General features: G+C 70.2%; 20 protein-coding genes and 1 pseudogene. 6 read left to right on the forward strand and 15 right to left on the reverse strand.

All coding sequences use genetic code 11. The features are described from left to right. Positions 1 to 57: 57 nt before the first annotated feature. The 3 genes from ACIBK4_RS24115 to ACIBK4_RS24125 form a co-directional block, all read right to left on the reverse strand. The gene (locus tag ACIBK4_RS24115; RefSeq protein WP_398997362.1) at positions 58 to 1,098 is read right to left on the reverse strand and encodes an NUDIX domain-containing protein; all 1,041 of its coding nucleotides are present in this window, start codon (positions 1,096 to 1,098) and stop codon (positions 58 to 60) included. 143 nt (positions 1,099 to 1,241) lie between these two features. Continuing rightward, positions 1,242 to 1,436 (reverse strand): hypothetical protein, encoded by a 195-nt coding sequence (locus ACIBK4_RS24120; protein WP_366429004.1) that lies wholly within the window; start codon positions 1,434 to 1,436, stop codon positions 1,242 to 1,244. 30 nt (positions 1,437 to 1,466) lie between these two features. Continuing rightward, positions 1,467 to 2,438, reverse strand: coding sequence for a TIGR01777 family oxidoreductase (locus ACIBK4_RS24125; protein WP_398997364.1), 972 nt, complete (start codon positions 2,436 to 2,438; stop codon positions 1,467 to 1,469). A gap of 197 nt (positions 2,439 to 2,635) precedes the next feature. Between ACIBK4_RS24125 and ACIBK4_RS24130 the strand changes: the two genes are divergently transcribed. After that, the gene (locus ACIBK4_RS24130) at positions 2,636 to 4,657 is read left to right on the forward strand and encodes an NPCBM/NEW2 domain-containing protein (protein ID WP_398997366.1); all 2,022 of its coding nucleotides are present in this window, start codon (positions 2,636 to 2,638) and stop codon (positions 4,655 to 4,657) included. 96 nt (positions 4,658 to 4,753) lie between these two features. On the opposite strand, the gene ACIBK4_RS24135 is transcribed toward ACIBK4_RS24130, so the two are convergent. Then, positions 4,754 to 5,707, reverse strand: a complete 954-nt coding sequence (locus ACIBK4_RS24135) for an ROK family protein (RefSeq protein WP_398997368.1) — start codon at positions 5,705 to 5,707, stop codon at positions 4,754 to 4,756. 205 nt (positions 5,708 to 5,912) lie between these two features. Here ACIBK4_RS24135 and ACIBK4_RS24140 point away from each other — a divergent pair, with 205 nt between their 5' ends. Together ACIBK4_RS24140 and ACIBK4_RS24145 are read left to right on the forward strand one after the other, a co-directional pair. After that, entirely contained in the window at positions 5,913 to 6,950 is a 1,038-nt protein-coding gene (locus ACIBK4_RS24140; protein ID WP_398997370.1) for a LacI family DNA-binding transcriptional regulator, read from the forward strand. A gap of 55 nt (positions 6,951 to 7,005) precedes the next feature. Continuing rightward, a complete protein-coding gene (locus ACIBK4_RS24145) occupies positions 7,006 to 7,803 on the forward strand; it encodes a hypothetical protein (RefSeq protein ID WP_398998251.1) in 798 nt (265 codons plus the stop codon). Positions 7,804 to 9,056: 1,253 nt separating this feature from the next. Here the strand turns inward: ACIBK4_RS24145 and ACIBK4_RS24150 are convergent. Together ACIBK4_RS24150 and ACIBK4_RS24155 are read right to left on the reverse strand one after the other, a co-directional pair. Continuing rightward, a pseudogene (locus tag ACIBK4_RS24150) lies at positions 9,057 to 10,304 on the reverse strand (serine/threonine-protein kinase); the annotation flags it as partial. Between the two features lie 67 nt (positions 10,305 to 10,371). Continuing rightward, the gene (locus ACIBK4_RS24155; protein WP_398997372.1) at positions 10,372 to 11,679 is read right to left on the reverse strand and encodes a DUF6986 family protein; all 1,308 of its coding nucleotides are present in this window, start codon (positions 11,677 to 11,679) and stop codon (positions 10,372 to 10,374) included. 179 nt (positions 11,680 to 11,858) lie between these two features. Between ACIBK4_RS24155 and ACIBK4_RS24160 the strand changes: the two genes are divergently transcribed. Continuing rightward, entirely contained in the window at positions 11,859 to 12,758 is a 900-nt protein-coding gene (locus ACIBK4_RS24160) for an endonuclease/exonuclease/phosphatase family protein (protein WP_398997374.1), read from the forward strand. A 55-nt stretch (positions 12,759 to 12,813) separates the two neighbouring features. Here the strand turns inward: ACIBK4_RS24160 and ACIBK4_RS24165 are convergent, their stop codons facing one another. From ACIBK4_RS24165 to ACIBK4_RS24180, 4 genes are all read right to left on the reverse strand, one after another. Beyond that, a complete protein-coding gene (locus tag ACIBK4_RS24165) occupies positions 12,814 to 13,776 on the reverse strand; it encodes an electron transfer flavoprotein subunit alpha/FixB family protein (protein ID WP_398997376.1) in 963 nt (320 codons plus the stop codon). Between the two features lie 230 nt (positions 13,777 to 14,006). Beyond that, positions 14,007 to 14,795, reverse strand: a complete 789-nt coding sequence (locus ACIBK4_RS24170; protein WP_363093355.1) for an electron transfer flavoprotein subunit beta/FixA family protein — start codon at positions 14,793 to 14,795, stop codon at positions 14,007 to 14,009. Between the two features lie 243 nt (positions 14,796 to 15,038). Continuing rightward, complete coding sequence (locus ACIBK4_RS24175; protein ID WP_398997379.1) at positions 15,039 to 15,554, reverse strand: flavin reductase family protein; 516 nt, start codon at positions 15,552 to 15,554, stop codon at positions 15,039 to 15,041. Positions 15,555 to 15,762: 208 nt separating this feature from the next. Then, on the reverse strand, positions 15,763 to 16,176 hold the full coding sequence (locus ACIBK4_RS24180; RefSeq protein WP_398997381.1) for a TlpA family protein disulfide reductase: 414 nt from the start codon (positions 16,174 to 16,176) through the stop codon (positions 15,763 to 15,765). A gap of 75 nt (positions 16,177 to 16,251) precedes the next feature. On the opposite strand from ACIBK4_RS24180, the gene ACIBK4_RS24185 reads away from it, so the two are divergent. Next, complete coding sequence (locus ACIBK4_RS24185; protein WP_398997383.1) at positions 16,252 to 16,668, forward strand: DUF4395 domain-containing protein; 417 nt, start codon at positions 16,252 to 16,254, stop codon at positions 16,666 to 16,668. 186 nt (positions 16,669 to 16,854) lie between these two features. Further along, a complete protein-coding gene (locus tag ACIBK4_RS24190) occupies positions 16,855 to 17,583 on the forward strand; it encodes a 1-acyl-sn-glycerol-3-phosphate acyltransferase (RefSeq protein ID WP_033278392.1) in 729 nt (242 codons plus the stop codon). A 4-nt stretch (positions 17,584 to 17,587) separates the two neighbouring features. Here ACIBK4_RS24190 and ACIBK4_RS24195 read toward each other — a convergent pair whose 3' ends face one another. The 5 genes from ACIBK4_RS24195 to ACIBK4_RS24215 all read right to left on the reverse strand — a co-directional run bounded on the left by ACIBK4_RS24195 (position 17,588) and on the right by ACIBK4_RS24215 (position 22,208). Then, a complete protein-coding gene (locus tag ACIBK4_RS24195) occupies positions 17,588 to 18,280 on the reverse strand; it encodes a B3/4 domain-containing protein (protein ID WP_398997385.1) in 693 nt (230 codons plus the stop codon). 8 nt (positions 18,281 to 18,288) lie between these two features. Next, positions 18,289 to 18,861 (reverse strand): transglutaminase domain-containing protein, encoded by a 573-nt coding sequence (locus ACIBK4_RS24200; RefSeq protein WP_398997387.1) that lies wholly within the window; start codon positions 18,859 to 18,861, stop codon positions 18,289 to 18,291. A 97-nt stretch (positions 18,862 to 18,958) separates the two neighbouring features. Continuing rightward, positions 18,959 to 20,029 carry a threonine aldolase family protein gene (locus ACIBK4_RS24205; protein ID WP_398997389.1) on the reverse strand — a complete coding sequence of 357 codons (1,071 nt, stop codon included), beginning with the start codon at positions 20,027 to 20,029 and terminating at the stop codon, positions 18,959 to 18,961. Continuing rightward, positions 20,026 to 20,772, reverse strand: a complete 747-nt coding sequence (locus tag ACIBK4_RS24210; protein WP_329353693.1) for an SDR family oxidoreductase — start codon at positions 20,770 to 20,772, stop codon at positions 20,026 to 20,028. Before ACIBK4_RS24210 ends, ACIBK4_RS24205 begins: the two co-directional genes overlap by 4 nt. A 38-nt stretch (positions 20,773 to 20,810) precedes the next feature. After that, positions 20,811 to 22,208 (reverse strand): DUF6421 family protein, encoded by a 1,398-nt coding sequence (locus ACIBK4_RS24215; RefSeq protein WP_398997391.1) that lies wholly within the window; start codon positions 22,206 to 22,208, stop codon positions 20,811 to 20,813. Positions 22,209 to 22,462 lie beyond the last annotated feature (254 nt).

The raw sequence follows: 22,462 nt of genomic DNA on the forward strand, positions 1-22,462 counted from the left end.
CCCGAAAAGGCAAAGTCGCGTCCAACATCATTGATCAGTCCGTAAATTGACGAGTCGTCAGCCGAGCGGTACGCCCGCCTCCAGGTAGAGCGCGGCTCCGCGCTCACGGGCCCGGAGCGCCCACCGCAGCCGCTCGTAGCGGACCGGCGGCAACAGATCGGCGGCCTCCTCCTCGCTGGCGAAGCACCAGCCGCGCAACTCCGGTCCCGGCAGCAGAAGTCGATCAGCCACGGCGGTGTCCAGCCGGCCGCCGTCGAAGAGGAGGCGCAGTCCGCCGTAGCCCGGCGGTACGGGCGGTTCCCAGTCGACGACGAGCAGGCGGGGGACCTCGTCGAGCACGATGCCCGTCTCCTCGGTGACCTCGCGCATGCCGGCCCGGGCGGGTGCCTCGCCGGACTCGACGACGCCGCCGGGGAACTCCCAGCCGGCCTTGTAGGTGGGGTCGACGAGCAGCACGCGGTCCTGTTCGTCGAAGAGGAGCACGCCGGCCGCGAGGGTCTCGGAGGTGGGCTCCGGGGTCTGCACGATGTCGCACACGGGCACGGCACCGCTGCCGACGGCCCCGGCGATCCGGGCGGCCGTCTCGTACGGGGTGAGCGCGCTGGTGTCGACGAGATGGGCGTCGGCGGTGAGCCAGGAGCCGAGGGCCGCGCGGTACGACTCGATGTGGTCGTAGGCCCACTGCCGTGTCCGGATCTCGCCGTCGGGGAGGTCCGGGGGGATCTCCCGGCCGGCTATTCGCTCGCGCAGGATCGTTTCCGCCGGGGCGAGGAGGACATGCCGGACCGTGACCCGGCGGGCCGCCAGACCGCCGAAGATCTCGTCGCGGTACTCCTGGCGCAGCAGGGTCATCGGGACGACCAGGGTCCCGCCCAACTCGGCGAGCATGGCCGCCGCCGTGTCGATCACGAGCCGCCGCCACATCGGCAGGTCCTGGAAGTCGCCGACCTCTGCGAGGTGCTTGGGCGGGAGCAGATACGAGAGTGCTCCACCGATGACCTCGGGGTCGAAGAGCGTGCTGTTCGGGATCAGTTCGATCAGTTCCCGTGCGGTGGTGGTCTTGCCTGCACCGAACGCGCCGTTGATCCAGACGATCACGGACAGTTCCCCCTCTTCTATTGGCCCCCTGAGGCTTGCCCGTTCCACCCTGCCACGGAAACCAGCCGCAGTTGAGAGCGCCCATACGACGGCGCCGGTGCCCCCTCCGACGAGGCACCGGCGCCGAACTCTTTCGACTGGTATCAGGTGTTCTGCCCCAGGACACCTTCGTCGGCGGCGAAGCTGCCGTCGCTGACGAGGTGATCCACGGAACCCACGGTGTCCTTGACGTTCAGATCGCCGAGTACGTCGTGGTCGTGGGAGTGCGACGGGGAGATCGCGGCGACGACGAAACCGGTGGCGAGGGAGGCGATGGCCAGCATGCTGCGCTTCTTCATGCCCCGTTCAACTGGCAAAGCGCGCCGGGGTCACGCCCGGACCGGCCGCCGCATGGAACCCGTCCCGTGCCGTGCCCGCCGCACGAGGTCCACGGCCGCCTCGGGCCACTGCGGATGATCGAAGGTGAACCCTTCCGCCAGCAGCCGTCCCGGGACGACCCGGCGGCTCTTCAGGAGGAGTTCGGTGTCGGAGCGCAGGGCGAAGGCGCCCAGTTCCGCCATCCACTTCGTGGCGGGCAGACCGACGGGGATGCCCCGGGCGGCGCGCAGGACGCGCATGAAGGCGCGCTGCGGGAGCGGTCCGGGGGCGGCGAGGTTCACCGGTCCGTCGATGTCGTCCCGGTCGAGAAGGAACTCGACCGCGCGCACGAAGTCCCGGTCGTGGATCCAGGAGACGTACTGGGCGCCGCCCGCGACCGGCCCGCCGAGCCCGAGCCGGGCCAGTCCCAGCAGGACGTCGAAGACACCGCCCCGGTCGGGGCTCATCACCATCGCGGTGCGCAGGGCGACCTTGCGGGTGTGCGGGGTGTCGGCGAGCTCCAGCGCCCGCTCCCAGGCCTTGGTGATCTCGACGCTGTACGACCAGCGGTCGGGTACGTCGGGTTCGTCACCGCCGATCCGGCCGGTGGCCTCGTCGTTGGGGGCGTCGTAGCGATGGGAGTAGACGGCGATGGTGCTCATCTGCAGCCAGACGCGCGGCGGGCTCGCGGCGGCGGTGATCGCCTCGCCGACGACCCGGGTGGAGTACACGCGCGAGTCCATCATGGCCTTGCGATGGGCGGGGGTGGAGCGGCAACTCACGCTGCGGCCCGCCAAGTTGATCACGACGTCGCTGCCGTCGATCTCCCGGGCCCAGGAGCCCAGCTGCTCACCGTCCCACCACACCTCGCGGTCGCCCGACGGCCGCCGGGTCAGCACGACGACCTCGTGGCCCGCCTCGGTCAGGGCGCGATCGAGGATCCCGCCCACCTGTCCCGTGCCACCGGGAATGACGATCTTCACCGGGCTCCCCCTTCCGATCGGACTGCTCGGGAGCGAGCCTAGCGCAGAAAGTTGAACGTGTTCAAAACTCGCACGATGGAAAGTCGAACAATAAATACGCAACTCTTCCAACAGAGTTCGACACGTCCTACCGTAATCGCGCACATGACATGCACAGGAAGTGATCCCATCTTTCGCGAGTCCGGAGGAACGTAACGATGCGTCACCCTCACACCCGCACGACCCGCCGAAGAGTGGTCGGAGCCCTCGCCGCAGGCCTGTTGTGCACGGCGGGCCTCGCCGCGCCGGCCGTAGCAGCTCCCTCGCAGGACCCCGTCTCCCCCGCCCTGGCCGACGGTCAGGCGCTCACCCCTCCGATGGGTTTCAACAACTGGAACTCCACCAACTGCCGGGCCGAGTTCAACGAGTCCATGGTCGAGGGCATCGCGGACATCTTCGTCAACAAGGGCCTGAAGGCAGCCGGTTACCAGTACGTCAACCTCGACGACTGCTGGGCCCTGCCGAACCGCGACGCCGACGGCAAGCTCGTCCCCGACCCGGTCCGCTTCCCGCGCGGCATCAAGGCCGTCGCGGACTATGTGCACTCCAGGGGGCTCAAGCTCGGCATCTACACCAGCGCCGGCACGAAGACGTGCAACGACGCCGGATTCCCGGGCGGCCTCGGCCACGAGTACAGCGACGCGCGGCAGTTCGCCGACTGGGGCGTGGACTATCTCAAGTACGACAACTGCAACAACCAAGGCGTGGACGCCAAGTTGCGCTACACCACGATGCGCGACGCCCTGAAGGCGACCGGCCGGCCGATCGTCTTCAGCATCTGCGAGTGGGGCGAGAACAAGCCCTGGGAGTGGGCCGCGGACGTCGGACATCTGTGGCGCACGACCGGTGACATCAGCGACAACTGGGGCTCGATGCTCTCGATCCTCAAGCAGAACCTGCCCCTTGCCCCCTACGCGGGCCCCGGGCACTGGAACGACCCCGACATGCTGGAGGTCGGCAACGGCGGCATGACGGACACCGAGTACCGCTCGCACTTCTCCATGTGGTCGATCATGGCCGCGCCCCTTCTCATCGGCTCGGACCTGCGCACGGCGACCCCCGCGACCTTCGACATCCTCGACAACAAGGAGGTCATCGCGGTCGACCAGGACCCGCTGGGCAAGCAGGGCAACGTTGTCACGTCCGAGGGCGGACGCTGGGTCGTCGCCAAGGAGATGAAGGACGGCAGCCGCAGCGTCGCGCTCTTCAACGAGACCGGCAGCGCCCAGCGCATCGCCACGACGGCGGCGGCCGTAGGCCTCCCCAACGCCCACGCGTACACCCTGCGCGACCTGTGGCAGCACAAGAGCTACAACACCGCGGGCGCGATCTCCGCGACCGTACCGGCCCACGGCACGGTCCTCGTCCGGGTCTCCGCCGACCGGCACGCGCTCAAGAACCCGCCCGCCGTCGAACTCGGCCTGGACAGCGCCCCGTTGGTCCAGGCGGCCACCCCGACCCCGCTCACGACGACAGTGACCGACCTCGGCCGTACGACCGCCGAGCACGTCTCGGTGAGCCTGACGGGGCCCTCGGGCTGGAAGGTGCGGGCCAAGTCGTCGACGACCGCGAAGGCCGTACGGACCGGCAAGGCGCTGCGCACGAAGTGGACGGTCACCGCTCCCGCCGGGACGGCGACGGGGTCGTACGACCTGACGCTCAGGGCGAGTTACCGCTCGCCGAGCGGTGCGCGCGTCGACAGCGCGCTGCCGTTCACCGCGTCCGTGGTGGTGGCACCGCCCTCGGGGACGTCGTATCTCGGCGATCTTCCGTGGATGTCAACAGCCAATGGATACGGGCCCGTTGAGCGGAACACCAGCAACGGCGAGGCCGCGGCGGGAGACGGTCATCCGATCACCCTCGGCGGAGTGGTGTACGCGAAGGGACTTGGTGTGCACGCCGAGAGCGACGTCGAGTACTACACCGGGAAGACGTGCGAGAAGGTCACCGCGGACGTCGGTGTGGACGACGAGAAGGGGGCCAACGGAACCGTCGCCTTCGAGATCTGGGCGGACGGTACGAAGGTCGCCTCGACCGGCGTCCTCACCAACGCGATGCCCGCCCAGCCGGTCACGGCGGACGTGACCGGCGCCCAGGTGGTCCGACTCGTCGTCACCGACGGCGGCGACGGGATCGACTCGGACCACGCGGACTGGGCGGACGCTCAACTCACCTGCTGAACACGGCACATCGCGCGTCACATGCCGAATGACGCGCGACTCGCGTACGGAACAAGGGCACAGGCCACTGGACGAACGTTTCGGCCGGTCTGTTCCTCACACCCCGGCCGCGGTCGTGCTCGCCCGCCCGGCGAGCGCGGCCGCGGCCGCTCCCACCAGCCCGGCGTCCGTGCCCATTTGGGCCGGCGTCACCGTCAGCCGCCGCACGAAGGACAGCGTCGCGTAGTCGCTCAGCGCCTTGCGCAGCGGCGTGAAGAGCACGTCGCCCGCCTTGCCGACTCCCCCGCCGATCACGGCGATGTCGATCTCGACGAGGGTCGCGGTGGCCGCGATACCTGCGGCGAGGGCCTGCGCGGCCCGCTCGAAGGAGGCCACGGCGATCGGGTCACCGGCACGCGCGGCGGCGGCGACGGCCGCGGCCGAGGCATCGCCGTCGGGCCCCGGTCGCCAGCCGCCCTCGACCGCCCGCCGGGCGATGTTGGGACCGCTCGCGATCCGCTCGACACAGCCGCGCGAACCGCACGGGCAGGGGTCGCCGTCCAGGTCCACGCTGATGTGGCCGATGTGGCCCGCGTTGCCGGTCGGCCCGGGATGCAGCTGCCCGTTGAGGACGAGACCGCCCCCGACTCCCGTGGAGACGACCATGCACAGCGCGTTGGCGTGTCCGCGTGCGGCGCCCTGCCAGTGCTCGGCCGCCGTGATCGCCACGCCGTCGCCGATCAGCGCGACGGGCAGGTCGCCGGCCGCCGCCCGCACCCGCTCGACGAGCGGATAGTCGCGCCAGCCGGGCACGTTGACCGGGCTCACGGTGCCCGCGGAGGCGTCCACGGGACCCGCGCTGCCGATGCCGAGGGCGCTCGCGCGGGACCACGAGGGCGAAGCGGTGAGCTCGGCGAGCACCTCCTCCACGGCTCGCATCACGGTGTCGCCGTCGTCCTGCGAGGGCGTCGGGCGCTGTGCTCGCACCAGGATCTTGCCGTGGCCGTCCACCAGCGCCCCGGCGATCTTGGTGCCGCCGATGTCGAGCGCGGCCACGAGGTCGGTGTGCATCAGTGTCAGATCTCCCCGTCAAACATGAGAACCACCAGAAGGTGAGATGGGCCGGTCTCGCGGTGGGGGCGCAGGCCGGAGATATCGGTGGACAGTCTCTCTCGCACATGACAACGTTGTCCAGGCTCTATGCTCGACGCCACATCCTCATACAAACCCATGGACCTATGCATCCCCCGTGGACGACAGGACAGGACAGCGCATCGTGCCAGAGACCGCCCGCCGCCCCGAGAACCGCTACGGCAACCGTCCGACCATGAAGGACGTGGCCGCACGCGCCGGTGTCGGCCTGAAAACGGTGTCGCGCGTGGTCAACGGCGAACCGGGCGTCACCCCGGACACAGAGCGCCGGGTCCAGGAGGCCATCGACGCGCTCGGCTTCCGCCGCAACGACAGCGCCCGCGTCCTGCGCAAGGGCCGCACGGCCAGCATCGGCCTCGTCCTGGAGGACCTCGCCGACCCGTTCTACGGCCCCCTAAGCCGCGCCGTCGAAGAGGTCGCCCGCGCCCATGGTGCCCTGCTCATCAACGGTTCCAGTGCCGAAGACCCGGACCGCGAGCAGGAGTTGGTGCTCGCGCTGTGCGCCCGGCGCGTGGACGGTCTGGTGGTGATCCCGGCCGGTGACGACCACCGCTATTTGGAGCCGGAGATCAAGGCGGGCGTCGCGACGGTGTTCGTGGACCGTCCGGCCGGGCAGATCGACGCGGATGTCGTCCTGTCCGACAGCTACGGCGGCGCCCGCGACGGCGTCACCCACCTCATCTCCCACGGCCACCGGCGCATCGGCTTCATCGGCGACATGCCCCGCATCCACACGGCCGCCGAGCGACTGCGCGGCTACCGGGCCGCCATGGAGGACGCCGGCATACCGGTCGAGGACGCCTGGATGTCCCTCGGCGTGACCGACCCGGTCCGGGTGCGCCGGGCGGCCGAGGAGATGCTGACCGGTTCCTCCCCCGTCACCGCGATCTTCGCCGGCAACAACCGCGTGACGGTCACGGTCGTCCGGATCCTCGCCGAACAGTCGCGCCGGATCGCCCTCGTCGGCTTCGACGACTTCGAACTCGCCGATCTGCTCCAGCCGGGCGTGACGGTGGTCGCGCAGGACGCGGCGACCCTCGGCCGTACGGCGGCCGACCGTCTCTTCCGCCAGCTGGACGGCACGCTCATCGCGCCGGAGCGCATCGAGCTGCCGACCCGGCTGATCACCCGGGGCTCGGGCGAGCTGCCGCCGTCGGACTGAGCGGCGCGTGGACGACGGCGTGGGCGGCCGTACGCGTGGCGGTACGGGCGGCGGTATGAGCGACGACGTGGATCGTACGGACCGTACGTTGGAGGCGCTGGGGCTGGCTCGGGCGCCGCGCGAGGCGCCCCTGACCTACCCGGGCACGTGGCCCGCCGAGTCCGGACTCCTCGTGGGAGACCGGCTGTTGCCCCTCGACGACCACGCCACGTTCACGGACCGCTCGCCGGTCCTCGCCATCGGCTCCAACGCCTGCCCCGGTCAACTGCGGCACAAGATGGCCGAGTTCGGGATCGACTCCCCCGTCCCGATGGTGAAGGTACGGGTCACCGGTATCGACGTCGGCGTCTCGGCGCATGTGAGCCGCGTGGGGTATGTGTCGGCTTCGCCGGTCAACGCGCCTGGTGTGGTGCGGGAGTTGTTCGTGACGTGGTTCGACGCGCGGCAGCTCGCCGTGGTGGACGCGAGTGAAGGGGCGTACGACCGGGCGTGGCTGCCGGGGTCAGCTTTCCGTGTCGAGCCGGGTGCAGGTCAGGCGCTGCGAGGCGCGTACGTCTACGTGAACCGGTACGGCGTCCTGCACGACGGTACGGGCGTGCCGCGCCGGCATCCGGGCGAGCGGACGCTGCTCACCGAACTGCTGCGTGACTCGGCGGAGTTGAGGACGCTGTTCGGGCAGACACCGGAGGAGTTCTGCGAACGGGCGCGCGCGGACCGGGAGTTGTGCGAGCGGGGTACGCGGCTGTTCCGGGAGGAGGGCCTGGTGACGACGTCCGGCCTGGAGCGCTATGTACGGCCTCAGCAGACCGGCAGCCCCGGAATCGGCTCGTCGTTGTCCCCGCCCTTGATGTAGACGTCGCTGACATAGACGTCGGTGTTGCCGCTGTCGTCGTCCGTCTTCGCCCACCAGACGTTGGTCCACTTGCCGTACGTCTCGCGGCGGCCCAGGTTCTGTTGGCAGAAGAAGTAGTTGGTGCCCGCGCCGAGGACACCGACTTCGGTGCCGGACGCGGTGTAGGACTTGGCGCTGCGCCACACCTGGCAGTTGTACTTGCCGCCGCCGATGGGCTGGCAGGCGGCGTCCGGGCTGGAGCTCGGGCCGGCTCCACCTGTCGTGGGCGCGCTGCCGCCGCCTCCCGTGCTCCCGCCGCCGGAGGACGTGGACTTGCTCGGGGCGGCGCTGGGAGCCTGTCCCGCCGATCCGCCCTCTCCCTTGCCCGTGTGCTGTTGCGTCGGTGCCTGCGTTCCGTCGTCGCCCTGCCCGGTGGGCTTGGGGTCGGGCGAGCGGTGGGCGTCCGTGTGTCCGGTGGGCGAGGCGGGGCCCACTCCGGCGCCGGCATCGGTACCGGCCGGGGCCGAGGTGCCGGGCTTGGAAGTGACCGTGCTGTCACCGGAGTTGAGCATGTTCGCGACGACCACTCCACCACCGGCGAGGACAGCCGCCACGGCCGCGGCGGCTATCAGCACGCGTGCCGTTGCCTTGCGGCGAGGCGCGGCTGGGTGGGCTATGGACCCGGTGGGCGGGGATGGTGGCTGAGGTGCCGAGGATGCGAAGGCCAGGGGCGGGCCGAAGCCTTGGGGTACGGATGTGGGAGGGGGCGTGGGCGTGGAGGTGGGTGGGAGGGTGCCCGACGAGGGCCGCTCCGGGGAACTGGGGCCTGCGTCCTGCGCCGCCGATCCGTACGGTCCCGCTGCGGCGGACCCGTACGCCGATGCCTCAAGTGGCCGCGAAGCACCGGGGGTTGCCCCTCCCGGTCCGGGCAAGCCTGGCGCATCTGCCTCGTGCGCGGGTGCTCCAAGTTGCCCTGCGGATTCCGAGGTTGGCCCTCCCGGTCCGGTCAGGTCCGCCGCACCCGCGCCATTCGCGGGCGCCCCAAGCCGCCCTGCCGACCCCGGTGTTGCCCCTCCCTGCCCGGTCAAGCCCGCCACACCCACGCCGTCCGCTGATGCCCCAAGCCGCCTTGGCGACCCCGATGCCGGCCCTCCCGACCCGGGCAACCTTGCCGCACCTGCCTCATACGCGGACGCCCCAAGCCGCCCCGCCGACCCCGCTATTGACCCTCCCGGTCCGGACCACCCCGAGGCATCGCCCCCAGCCGTCTCTGGTCCCGCTTCCTCAGGCGCGCCGCCGGTCGCCGTCCCCGGCCCACTGCCTCCGGCCGGCTCGTCGACGCCGGACCTCGACCAGGCCGGAGCCGCAGGCTGCACTGCCCCGAAGCCCTGCCCACTCTCCGTCGGCTCGGCGGCATCCGATCCCCGGACGTCAGCCCCAGCACCGAGGTCCGCATCACCCAGGCCCGCTCCCGACGCCCCAACGCCAGCCGCCCGCGCCGCCGTTGACTCCTTCGGTTCCGGAATCCCCGCGCCCGTCCCCGCACTCCCCCACGGCTCCACCGCCCCGAACCTCGGCGGCACCGCAGGAATCCCGCCCCCGTTCCCCCGCAGCGCGGCCGTGGGCAGATCCATCCCCGGCGCCTTCGCGACCCCCTCCAACAACTCCTGCGCGGCATCAGCCCCGGGCCGCAACTCCGGCCGCTTCTCCATCAGTTGCCGCAGCACAGGCCCAAGTCGCCCCGCCCGCCGGGGTTCCGGCAAGGGCTCGGAGACGATCGCCGTGAGGGTGGAGTACGTGGACGTGCGGCGGAACGGGGACGTGCCCTCGACCGCCGCGTACAAGGTCGCACCCAGGGCCCAGACATCCGATGCCGGCCCCGGATCCTCCCCCTGCGCCCGCTCGGGGGCCAAGTAGTCCAGGGAGCCGATGAGTTCGCCGCTGCGCGTGAGGTGCGTGGCGGAGCCGTCGCCCGGGTCGTCCATCGTCGCGATGCCGAAGTCCGTGAGGACGACCCGGCCCGAACGGTCCAGCAGGATGTTGCCGGGCTTCACATCGCGGTGCAGGACGCCCACGGAGTGGGCCGCGGCCAGCGCCTCCATGACCTTCGCGCCGATCCCGGCCGCCTCGCGCGGGTCGATCGGGCCGCGCTCGCCCAGTACGTCGTCCAGGGACGGCCCGTCGATCAACTCCATGACGATCAACGGGCGTCCGTCGACCTCGGCGATGTCGTGCACGGCGACCACGCCGGGATGGCGGACCCGCGCCGCCGCCCGTGCCTCGCGCTGCATCCGCAGGCGCAGATCGGCCAGTTCGGGGCCGTGGGCGTCGGTGAAGGTGCGCAGTTCCTTGACGGCGACCTCACGGCCGAGGACCTCGTCGACGGCCCGCCAGACGACACCCATGCCGCCCCGCCCGAGCCTGCCCACGACGCGATAACGCCCGACCAGCAACCGGTCGACCCCGTCCACGCGTCCGCTCTCCCCCGAAGGCACCGCCGCTCCGTCCCGTGGCACAACCATGAACGCCGTACAGCCTACGGGGCGGCAGTGACAACAGAAGCCGGCGCCAACACCTGTGACAGGTCCGCTACTTGGCGGACGCCGTGAGGTCACCCCGGCGCGGCGACGCGAAGCCCTCCAGGTCCATCCGGGTCAGCCCGGTCGCCCTGGCCACCTCGGCGATGTCGAGCGCGCCGCAGTCCAGGCCGCGCAGCAGATACCCGCTGAGGGCCTTGGCGGTGGCGGGCTCGTCCATGACGTCGCCGCCGGCGTGGTTGGCGTAGCGGGCGAGGCGCGCGGCGGCCTGTTCGAACCCCTCGCGGTAGAACGCGAAGACGGCCGCGTAGCGGGTGGGGATGTGGCCGGGGTGCATGTCCCAGCCCTGGTAGTACGCGCGGGACAGGGCCCGGCGGGTGAGGCCGTAGTGCAGCCGCCAGGCATCGTGCACCTTCGCCGTCGGGCCCACCGGCAGCACGTTCGTCGAGCCGTCCGAGACGCGTACCCCCGTCCCCGCCGCGGCGACCTGCATGACCGCCTTGGCGTGGTCGGCGGCCGGGTGGTCGCTGGCCTGGTAGGCGGCGGAGACGCCGAGGCAGGCGCTGTAGTCGAAGGTGCCGTAGTGCAGGCCGGTGGCGCGGCCCTCGGCGGCCTGGATCATGCGGGCGACGGTGGCGGTGCCGTCGGTGGCGAGGATGGACTGGCTGGTCTCGATCTGGATCTCGAAACCGATCCGCCCCTGCTCCAGCCCGCGCGCCTTCTCGAAGGCCTCCAGGAGGCGCACCATCGCGGTGACCTGCTCCGCGTACGTGACCTTGGGGAGCGTCAGGACCAGCCCGTCCGGCAGCCCGCGCGCCTCCATGAGCCCGGTCAGGAAGATGTCGAGGGTGCGGATGCCCCGGTCGCGCACCGGCGCCTCCATGCACTTCATACGGATGCCCATGTACGGCGCCGCCGTGCCCTGTTCGTACGCCTCGGCGATCAGGCGGGCCGCGCGGGCGGCGGCCGCGTCCTCCTCGGCGTCGGGGCGGGGGCCGTAGCCGTCCTCGAAGTCGACGCGCAGGTCCTCGATGGGCTCGCGTTCCAACTTGGCCCGCACGCGCGCGTGGACGGGCTCGGCGAGCTCGTCGGAGAGGCCGAGGACGGCGGCGAAGGAGGCCGCGTCGGGAGCGTGTTCGTCGAGGGCGGCCAGCGCGCGGTCGCCCCAGGAGCGGATGGTGTCGGCGGCGAAGACGTCACCAGGGACGTAGACCGTGTGGACGGGCTGGCGGGTGCCGGGGTCGCCGGGGTAGCGGCGCTCCAGTTCGGCGTCGACCGGTGCCAGGGAGGCGCTGATCTCCTCGCTGACCGCGCCGGCGAGGCTCGTCGCCACCTGCTCGTGCTCCTGGCCCATTCCCACACCCTCCAGTTTTCCGCTCTACGGAATCAACAATCCGTAGAACGAAGTTATCCATGGAGCTTCCCGCCGGTCAACACCCTGTCCACGCCGTGAACCAGTGCTGTTCACTGCCGTCCCGAGGCCCTCTTCCGTCCAGCGCCCCGCCCCTTCATCCTGACTCCCAAGGGGAGGGGACGCACATGTCGACTGCCAGGACGGTCACCCGTCGCGCCGGTCTGAGCGCGCTGGTGGCGGCCGCCATCGCCCTGCCACTCATCGGAACCGCACGCTCCGCCTCCGTCCGCAAGGAGATCCGCCTGCTGGACGTCATGACGTTCAACCTCCGCTACGCCGACACCGTCGAACCCAACAGCTGGAAGGTCCGCCGCCCGGTGATGCGCGACCTGCTGCTCCGCGCGGCCCCCGACATCATCGGCACCCAGGAGGGCCTCTACGCGCAGCTCCAGGACATCAAGCAGGACCTGGCGCCGCACTACGACTGGATCGGCGGCGGCCGCAAGGGCGGCAGCTTCGACGAGGAGACGGCGATCTTCTACGACACCCGTCGGCTCGCCCCCTTGGAGTACGACCAGTTCTGGCTCTCCGACACGCCCGCCGTGATCGGGTCGAACACCTGGGGCGGCGCCCATCCGCGCATCGCCACATGGATCCGCTTCCGCGATCTCGGGGACGACGGGCGGGAGTTCTACGTCCTCAACACCCATCTGGACAACGCGAGTCAGTACGCACGCGAGCGTGCCGCCACGCTCATCGCCGAACGCCTCGCCCGCCTGGACCGCTCCCTCCCGCTCGTGGTGACCGGCGACTTCAACACCGCCGCGTACACCACCTCGGTCTACTCCACGATGCTGGACGCGGGCCCCGGCCTCAGGGACACCTGGGACGCGGCGGCCGCGCGCGGGCAGCTCTACGGCAGCTTCCACGGCTACCGCGCGCTCGTGCCGGAGGGTCCCCGCATCGACTGGATCCTGGTCTCCCCGGGAGTCACCGTGCGTCGGACGGCCCTCAACACTTTCTCCGAGAACAGCCAGTTCCCGAGCGACCATCTGCCCGTGCAGTCCACGATCACCCTGGGATGAACGAAGGCTCCCGCGACCACAGGGGTCACGGGAGCCTCGTACAACCTCAAAGGCATCAGCCCTTGCGGGAGTTGACCTCTTCGGTGAGCTGCGGGACGACGTCGAAGAGGTCGCCGACGACGCCGTAGTCGACGAGGTCGAAGATCGGGGCCTCGGCGTCCTTGTTGACGGCGACGATCGTCTTCGAGGTCTGCATGCCCGCGCGGTGCTGGATCGCGCCGGAGATGCCGTTGGCGATGTAGAGCTGCGGGGAGACGCTCTTGCCGGTCTGGCCGACCTGGTTGGAGTGCGGGTACCAGCCGGCGTCCACAGCGGCGCGGGAGGCGCCGACGGCCGCGCCGAGGGAGTCGGCGAGGGCCTCGATGATCGCGAAGTTGTCCGCGCCGTTCACACCGCGGCCGCCGGAGACGACGATCGCGGCCTCGGTCAGCTCCGGGCGGCCGGTCGACTCGCGCGGGGTGCGCGCGGTGACCTTGGTGCCGGTGGCCTTGTCCGAGAAGGTGACCGCGAGGGCCTCGACGGTGCCGGCGGCCGGGGCGGCCTCCACGGCGGCCGAGTTGGGCTTCACGGTGATGACCGGGGTGCCCTTGGAGACACGGGTCTTGGTGGTGAAGGAGGCGGCGAACACCGACTGCGTGGCGACCGGGCCCTCGTCACCGGCCTCCAGGTCGGTGGCGTCGGTGATGATGCCGGAGCCGATGCGCACGGCCAGACGGGCGGCGATCTCCTTGCCCTCGGCGGAGGACGGCACCAGGACGGCGGCCGGGGAGACGGCGTCGTAGGCGGCCTGGAGGGCGTCCACCTTCGGTACGACGAGGTAGTCGGCGTACTCGGCGGCGTCGTGCGTGAGCACCTTCACCGCGCCGTGCTCGGCGAGCGCGGCGGCGGTGTTCTCCGCACCGGCGCCGAGGGCGATCGCGACGGGCTCGCCGATACGGCGGGCCAGGGTCAGCAGCTCCAGGGTGGGCTTGCGGACGGCGCCGTCCACGTGGTCGACGTAGACGAGAACTTCAGCCATTGCTACTCCTGCGCGGGAATCCCGAACTTCGTCCGGGGGAAGACTTGTTGACTGCTACGCTCGCGCCCGTGCCTTGGGGCACCGGGCAGGGCTTGTCCGTCATGAGGCCGTCTCGACAGGCGATTGAGAAGCCCCTTCGGGGGAGGAGTCACGGGAATGGTCTCCTGCGAAGGCAGAACCACTCCGAGAGGCGCGGGTCGTGTTGCAACCGGCCCGCGCCGCCATTCCCCTCAGATGAACTTCTGGCCCGCGAGGAACTCGGCGAGCTGCTTGCCGCCCTCGCCCTCGTCCTTGACGATCGTGCCGGCGGTGCGCGCGGGGCGCTGGGCCGCGGAGTCGACGGCGGTCCAGGCGCCTTCGAGGCCGACCTCGTCCGCGTCGATCTCCAGGTCGGAGAGGTCCCAGGCCTGAACCGGCTTCTTCTTGGCGGCCATGATGCCCTTGAAGGACGGGTAACGCGCCTCGCCCGACTGGTCGGTGACCGACACGACGGCCGGCAGGGAGGCCTCCAGCTGCTCGCTGGCGGTGTCGCCGTCACGGCGGCCCTTGACGACGCCGTCCGCCACGGAGACCTCGGAGAGCAGGGTGACCTGCGGGACGCCCAGGCGCTCGGCCAGCAGGGCGGGGATCACACCGGCGGTGCCGTCGGTGGAGGCCATGCCGGAGACGACCAGGTCGAAGCCGGCCTTCTCGATCGCCTTGGCGAGCACCAGGGAGGTGCCGATGGCGTCGGTGCCGTGCAGGTCGTCGTCCTCGACGTGGATCGCCTTGTCGGCGCCCATGGAGAGCGCCTTGCGCAGGGCGTCCTTGGCGTCCTCCGGGCCCACGGTCAGGACGGTGATCTCCACATCGTCGTCCGAGTTCTCGGAGATCTGCAGCGCCTGCTCGACCGCGTACTCGTCGAGCTCGGAGAGCAGACCGTCCACGTCGTCCCGGTCGACGGTCAGGTCATCGGCGAAGTGCCGGTCGCCAGTGGCGTCGGGCACGTACTTCACAGTGACAACGATCCTCAAGCTCACGCCGGCTCTCCTACTGCATCGTCATTTTCGGCTGCCTACTTCCAGGCAGCATAGGCGCCCTGAACGGCCGTTCCCGGTGGGGGCGACCGGTGCTCCGAGCGAAATATTACTCGCCAGTACGCACTCCTACGCTCCCCCAAGGGGTGCCCGCTAAGCAAGCGCTTTGAACTGTGACCTGTGCAACGCAGCGTAATCGGAACTCGACGCTTCCGCAGGGTGGCCCGTCACCCACCCGGAGTGGCCTCAGTCACGCAGCCCGTTGAAGCGCCCCTGGTGGTAGAGGAGCGGGCGGCCGGTGCCCGCGTGGTCGCCGAGGACGACCTCGGCCAGGACTATGCGGTGGTCCCCAGCGGGCACGCGCGCGGCGACGCGGCACACCAGCCAGGCGAGCACGCCGTCGAGGACCGGGACACCCTCGGGCCCCTCGTGCCAGACGGTGGGCGCCCCGAACCGGTCGGCGCCGCTGCGCGCGAAGGTGGCCGCCAAGTCCTCCTGGTGCTCGCCCAGGACGTGGACGCCGACATGGCCGGCCTCCGATATCGCGGGCCAGCTGGAGGCGCCGGTGCTGATCCCGAAGGACAGCATCGGGGGCTGCGCGGAGACGGAGCTGAGCGAGGTGGCGGTGAAGCCGACCGGGCCGTTCTCACCGCGCGCGGTGATCACCGCCACGCCGGCCGCGTGCTGCCGGAAGACGGAACGCAGCAGGTCGGGAGAGGCGTGCTGAGGGGTACGGGTGCCGAGGTCGGGCGTGGCCGTCATGGGACTGTCCTTCTGCCGGGGGGACGAGCGGGGTCCGTGGCTGCTCAACAGCCCGGACAGCGCGCGCTCGCGGTGCGGGCCAGGTCGACGTGCACCCGCCCGTAGAGAAGGAGTTCCGAAGGCATACGGTCAGGCTGACGATAGGTGGCACGCGCAGTCAAGTACGTTCCGGCATATGGGAGATGACTCACCGTCGTCCTCACGACCGTCAGACCGCCTCCCCCAGAGCCGCGATGACATCCGCCTTGCGGGGGAGGCCGGTGGCCCGCCGAACGACCCGCCCGTCGGCGTCGAGAACCAGCACGGTAGGGGTCTTCAGGATGTCGAGTTCGCGCACGAGGTCCAGATGGTCCTCCGCGTCGATCTCGATGTGGCTCACACCGGGGACCATGCCGGCCACCTCGCCCAGCACCCGGCGCGTGGCCCGGCAAGGTGCGCAGAAGGCGCTGGAGAACTGCACCAGGGTGGCCTTCTCGCCGAGGTCGCCGCCCAACTCGGCGACGCCGAGCCGTTTTCCGCCGTCGCGCCCACGCACGCGTACTCTCCCGCTCCGCCGCCGATGCAGCACTCCGTAGGCGCTCGCCGCTGCGAGCACCACCACGCACACCACAAGTCCGGTCATCGAGCCTTCCAGCGTTCACGAGACTGCAAAGATTCCCGGCACCACGAATCCTTTCCCTTGCGGAATCCTTGATTCATGGACATCGACGTAAGAGGACCGCGCTTCGGGGCGGCCCTGACGACCGTGGTGCTGGCGGTCGTGCTGATCACCGGCAGCTCCTGGCTGCTGGCCTGGCAGACCCTGGCGTTCGCGCTGGGCGCGGCGGGCGGCGTGGGCCGTTCGCCGTACGGCTGGCTGTTCCGGAAGGCCGTACGGCCGCGGATCGGGCCGCCGACCGAGTTCGAGTCGCCGGAGCCGCCGCGGTTCGCACAGGCGGTCGGACTGGTCTTCGCCGGGGTGGGACTGGCCGGTTTCGGCCTGGGTCCCGACTGGCTGGGACTCGCTGCGACCGGGGCCGCGCTGGCGGCCGCGTTCCTCAATGCCGCCTTCGGGTACTGCCTGGGGTGCGAGATGTACCTGCTCGTGCGTCGAGTGACAGTTCGCGCACAGTAAAGGAAACTTAAAAGGCCGAGGTGGATCAAGCGATGGACGTGACGAGGATCTCGCCGTTCTGCGGCACGAGGACTGGCCACTCGTCCGTTCTTGGGGCACGATCTGCGCAATGCCGTAAACCTACGGCTGCGTAACTTTCCCGCCCGGAGAACCCCTTCCAGGCAGAGAGAAGGGTCCACCCCGTCCATGGCTGAGCTTGTCTACCGCCCCGTCATCGGTCTCGCCCAAACGCTGTTCAAGGCCTGGGACCTCAAGATCGACTGCAAGGGGTCGGAGAACATTCCGCGCTCGGGCGGCGCTGTGCTGGTCAGCAACCACATCAGCTACCTGGACTTCATCTTCGACGGCCTCGCCGCCCTGCCGCAGAAGCGCCTCGTGCGCTTCATGGCGAAGGAGTCGGTGTTCCGGCACAAGATCTCGGGCCCGCTCATGCGCGGCATGAAGCACATCCCGGTGGACCGCAAGCAGGGCGAGACGGCCTACCAGCACGCACTGGAGTCGCTGCGGTCCGGTGAGATCGTCGGCGTCTTCCCCGAGGCGACGATCTCCCAGTCCTTCACCCTGAAGAGCTTCAAGTCGGGTGCCGCGCGCATGGCCCAGGAGGCCGGCGTCCCGCTGATCCCGATGGCACTGTGGGGCACCCAGCGCCTGTGGACCAAGGGTCACCCGAAGAACTTCAAGCGCAGCCACACCCCGATCACCATCCGGGTCGGCGAGCCGGTGGAGGCCCCGCAGGACCAGTACGCGGGCGCGATCACCCGCCGCCTGCGCGAGCGCATCCAGGAACTGCTCGAAGCCGCCCAACGCGCTTATCCGGTAAGGCCGAACGGCCCGGACGACACCTGGTGGATGCCGGCCCATCTCGGCGGTACGGCACCCACTCCCGAAGAGGTCAAGGCGGCCGAGGCTCGCTGAATCGTCACACCGGGGCGTGGACGGTGATCCGCGCCCCGGGGCTGAACTTCTCCAGCAGTTCGGCCAGTTCGGCACCCGCGCGCTCGACCTCGGCGACCGGCATCGGCGCCAGACTCTCCAACAGGAAGACGGCGGCGGTCGTTTGCTCCGTGAGCCTGGTGCGCGGCCCCTGCCGCCAGTTCCAGCGACGACACGTGACGCCAACCGCGTCGGTCCAGACCACCTCGCCCGCGTCGGGATGCTCGACGACCTCCTCGCCACCCGCGACGGTCACGAACTCCTCGTCCCCGGCGGCCCGTTGAAGGGTCATCGCACCCTGAATACGGTCGGTGTCCTCCCCGCCCACGGGGATCAAGTGGGCGACGCTGATGGCGTTGTAGAGGTCGACCAGCACATTGATCCGGGGCAACCCCCCGTCGGAAAGCGCCCTCTTGGCCAGCGCCTCCGCCGAGTTGCGGGTCCGCGACGGCTTCGACCCGAACGCCGTGTACACCTCGCGCCAGGCCACCATGTGCGGGTCCTCGTGCGGAGCGCGCCCGTCCAGCCGTACGGCGAGACGGCGGGCCGCGTCGTCGAGGAGCGCCGAACTCGCTTCGGTACTCGGCCCGTTGACGAGTCCGTCGGCCTCGATCGCGACATGGGTGAACCCGGGCGCGAGAGCGCGGACTTCGTCGGACACGGTGAGCGTGAGCGTCATGACTTGCCTCAGAGTGCGGTCGGGAGCGTCTGCCACAGGTGCGCCCGGTCGGGGGCGGCCTTGAGGGCGCTCAGTACAACCGGGTGTGGTTCAGCGTACAGGACTGGATAGTCCAGCTCATTGAACTCTGGATCGGGCACGAAGGCCAGCCGCTCCCCGTCGAGCGAGAACTGCGCGTCCACGCCCGGCTTGTTGCCGCGCGGGTCCTGCCGATGCCAGGCCCCGTTGAAGCGCACGGCGACCAGCCCGTGCACCACGTCGAACTTCTGGTAGCAGAGCGCCGTAGGAATGTCCTCGGCCCGCAGCAGCGCGGCCAGCGCGTGCGCCTTGGCGTAGCAGATACCGGTGCCCTGCTCCAGGACGTCGGAGGCCCGCCAGGTGACATGCGGATCGCCGGAGTCCTGCGAGTGGGGGATCTCGTCGCGCACGAACTCGAAGGCGAGGCGTGCATAGCCATACGAGTCGGCGGCGCTTTTGGCGAGACGCGCGGCCGTCTCCCGTACGAGGGGATGCTCATGGTCAATGGACTCATCAGCAGCCAAGTACGCGGACAGGTCGGGGGTGTTCTGGATCAGCTCCATGATGGCAGAGCATAGGAAAGCGATCACCCGAGAGTCAATGACTTTTCAGGCGACCGCATACCTATGCACAGTACAATCCGGCTCCGAGCCGTCGGACCTAGCGGGCCATCTCCTCCTTGAGCGCCGCCACGAACGCGTCCACGTCGTCCTCGGTCGTGTCGAAGCCGCACATCCAGCGGACGTCGCCGGCGGCCTCGTCCCAGAAGTAGAAGCGGAAGCGCTTCTGCAGGCGTTCGCTCACGTCGTGCGGGAGGCGGGCGAAGACGCCGTTGGCCTGCACCGGGTAGAGGATCTCTACGCCGTGCACCGCGCGGACGCCCTCGGCGAGGCGCTGGGCCATCTCGTTGGCGTGGCGGGCGTTGCGCAGCCACAGGTCCTTGGCGAACAGGGCCTCCAACTGCACTGAAACGAAGCGCATCTTGGAGGCGAGCTGCATGGACAGCTTGCGCAGGTGCTTCATGTGGCTGACGGCGTCCTGGTTGATGACGACGACCGCCTCGCCGAAGATCGCGCCGTTCTTCGTCCCGCCCAGGGAGAGGAGGTCGACGCCGACCGCGTTGGTGAACGTCCGCATCGGGACGTCGAGTGAGGCCGCCGCGTTGGCTATCCGGGAGCCGTCGAGGTGGACCTTCATGCCGTGCGCGTGGGCGTGGTCGCAGATCGCGCGGATCTCGTCCGGTGTGTAGAGGGTGCCGAGTTCGGTGCTCTGGGTGATCGAGACGACCTGCGGCATCGCGCGGTGCTCGTCGTCCCAGCCGTAGGCCTGCCTGTCGATCAGTTCGGGCGTGAGCTTGCCGTCGGGCGTGGGGACCGTGAGGAGCTTGAGGCCGCCCATGCGTTCGGGGGCGCCGCCCTCGTCGACGTTGATGTGCGCGCTCTCGGCGCAGATCACCGCGCCCCAGCGGTCGGTGACCGCCTGGAGGGCGACGACGTTCGCGCCGGTGCCGTTGAAGACCGGGAAGGCCTCGGCCGTGGCGCCGAAGTGGCTGCGGATGATGCCCTGGAGGTTCTCGGTGTAGTCGTCCTCGCCGTACGCGACCTGGTGGCCGCCGTTGGCGAGGGCGAGGGCGGCGAGGACCTCGGGGTGGGCGCCGGCGTAGTTGTCGCTGGCGAAGCCGCGGATCTCCGGGTCGTGGTGGCGACGGGCGTCGGTCTTCGGAGGGTTCACGGCTTCTCGGTCAGCCACAGACGGTTTCCGTTCACTTCGGTGGCGGGCTTGTCCCAGACGCCGGCGATGGCCTCGGCGAGGTCCTTGACGTCGGTGAAGCCCGCGAACTTCGCGTTGGGTCGCTCGGCGCGCATCGCGTCGTGCACCAGCGCCTTGACCACCATGACGGCGGCCGCGGAGCTGGGCCCGTCCTCGCCGCCGGCCTTGCGGTAGCCGTCGGCCATGGCGAGGGTCCAGGCCTCGGCGGCGGCCTTGGAGGCGGAGTACGCCGCGTTGCCGGCGGTGGGCTTGCTCGCGCCCGCCGCGCTGATCAGCAGATAGCGCCCGCGGTCGCTGCGCTCCAGGCCGTCGTAGAAGGCCAGGGAGGTGTGCTGGACGGTGCGGATGAGGAGTTTCTCCAGCAGGTCCCAGTCGGCGAGGTCGGTGTCGGTGAAGGACGCGCTGCCGCGCCAGCCGCCGACGAGGTGGACCAGGCCGTCGACGCGGCCGAAGTCCTTCTCGATGTGCTCGGCCCAGTCGCGGGTCGCCTGCGGGTCGAGCAGGTCGACGGTGTCCCCCACGACGGTCGCGCCGCCGTGCGCGTAGCGGGCCGCGTCCACGGCCTCCGCCAGGCGTTCGGGATGCGCGTCCGCGCCGACGACGGTCGCGCCGGCCTCGGCCAGCCGCAGCAGCACGGCACGGCCCGCGGGCCCGCCCGCTCCCGCCACCGCGATCACCGCGCCGTTGAGCGCCCCGTTCCCCATGGTCCTCGCCTCCTGAGCCACTTCGGTGCTGCGGTCGCTCACGCGGCGATCCGCTCGGCGTTCTCCGCGGTGATGCCCTTGGTCGAGGCGATCACGTTCTTGAGCTTCTTGGAGAGTGCCTCATAGAACATGCTCAGCGGAAACTCGTCCGGAAGCACGTCATCCACGAGTTTCCGCGGCGGCAGGCTCAGGTCCAGGGCGTCGGGGCCCTTGGCCCAGCGGGAGCCCGGGTGCGGGGCGAGGTAGGTCGCGACCAGGTCGTAGGCCTTGAACCAGTGGACGAGCTTGGGGCGGTCGATGCCCGCGCGGTAGAGGTCCTCGATCTCGGCGCAGAGCTGGTTGGTGACCTCGGGGGCGCGCTGCCAGTCGATGTGCAGCTTGTTGTCGGTCCAGCGGACGACGTCGTGCTTGTGCAGGTAGGCGAAGAGGAGCTGGCCGCCGAGTCCGTCGTAGTTGCGGACGCGCTCGCCGGTGACCGGGAAGCGGAACATGCGGTCGCACAGGACCGCGTACTGCACGTCACGGGCCTGCGGGACGCCGTCGGCCTCCAGCTTCACGGCCTCCTTGAAGGCGGTGAGGTCGCAGCGCAGCTCTTCGAGGCCGTACATCCAGAACGGCTGGCGCTGCTTGATCATGAACGGGTCGAAGGGGAGGTCGCCGTGGCTGTGGGTGCGGTCGTGGACCATGTCCCACAGGACGAAGGCCTCCTCGCAGCGCTTCTGGTCGTCGACCATCGTGGCGATGTCCTCGGGCAGTCGCATGCCCAGGATGTCGACGGCGGCCTCGGTGACCCGGCGGAAGCGGGCGGCCTCGCGGTCGCAGAAGATGCCACCCCAGGAGAATCGTTCCGGCGCCTGCCGTACGGCGATGGTCTCCGGGAAGAGCACGGCCGAGTTGGTGTCGTAGCCGGAGGTGAAGTCCTCGAAGGTGATGCCGCAGAACAGCGGGTTGTCGTAGCGGGTCGCCTCCAGCTCGGCCAGCCAGTCGGGCCAGACCATGCGCAGGACGACCGCTTCGAGGTTGCGGTCCGGGTTGCCGTTCTGCGTGTACATCGGGAAGACGACCAGGTGCTGGAGTCCGTCCCGGCGGTTCGCGGCGGGCTGGAAGGCCAGCAGCGAGTCGAGGAAGTCGGGCACCTGGAAGCCGTCGGCGGCCCACTGCCCCAGATCCCGGACGAGGGCCGCGTGGTAGGCGGCATCGTGCGGGAGCAGCGGGGAGAGCTCCTCGACGGCGCCGATCACCCGGCGCACGGCGGACTCGGCCTCCGCGCGGTCCGGGGCAGCCTCGGCCGCGAAGTCGATCGAGCCGTCCTTCGACTGCCATGGCCGGATCCGCTCCACGGCATCCTTGAGCACGGGCCACGCCGGATGCTCCACCACCCTGGCCGCGGGACGAACCCGCTCGTCAAAACCCACCTGCACAAGAATTTCCGTCATGTCCCATCCTCCACGGGAGAACCTCGCGTATGGACACCGTATGCGTTCGCGGTTTCCTCTAGCAAGGCAAGGCTCCGCAAATTATCCTGCACCCCCCGTTCGTCACCGCTCTTTTTCCTGCCGGACACAGAGAAGGCGATTACTTCCGCTGTGGCGGGGTAGGCGGTTCGGCGCCTGCGATCAAGGCCCATCGAGGAACACCGAGGGCCGGTTTCGGTCAACGCCCGTCGGACTCGCCCACGGCAGAGTGACGG

This window comes from Streptomyces sp. NPDC050528 (assembly GCF_044457795.1).
GTDB lineage: Bacteria > Actinomycetota > Actinomycetes > Streptomycetales > Streptomycetaceae > Streptomyces.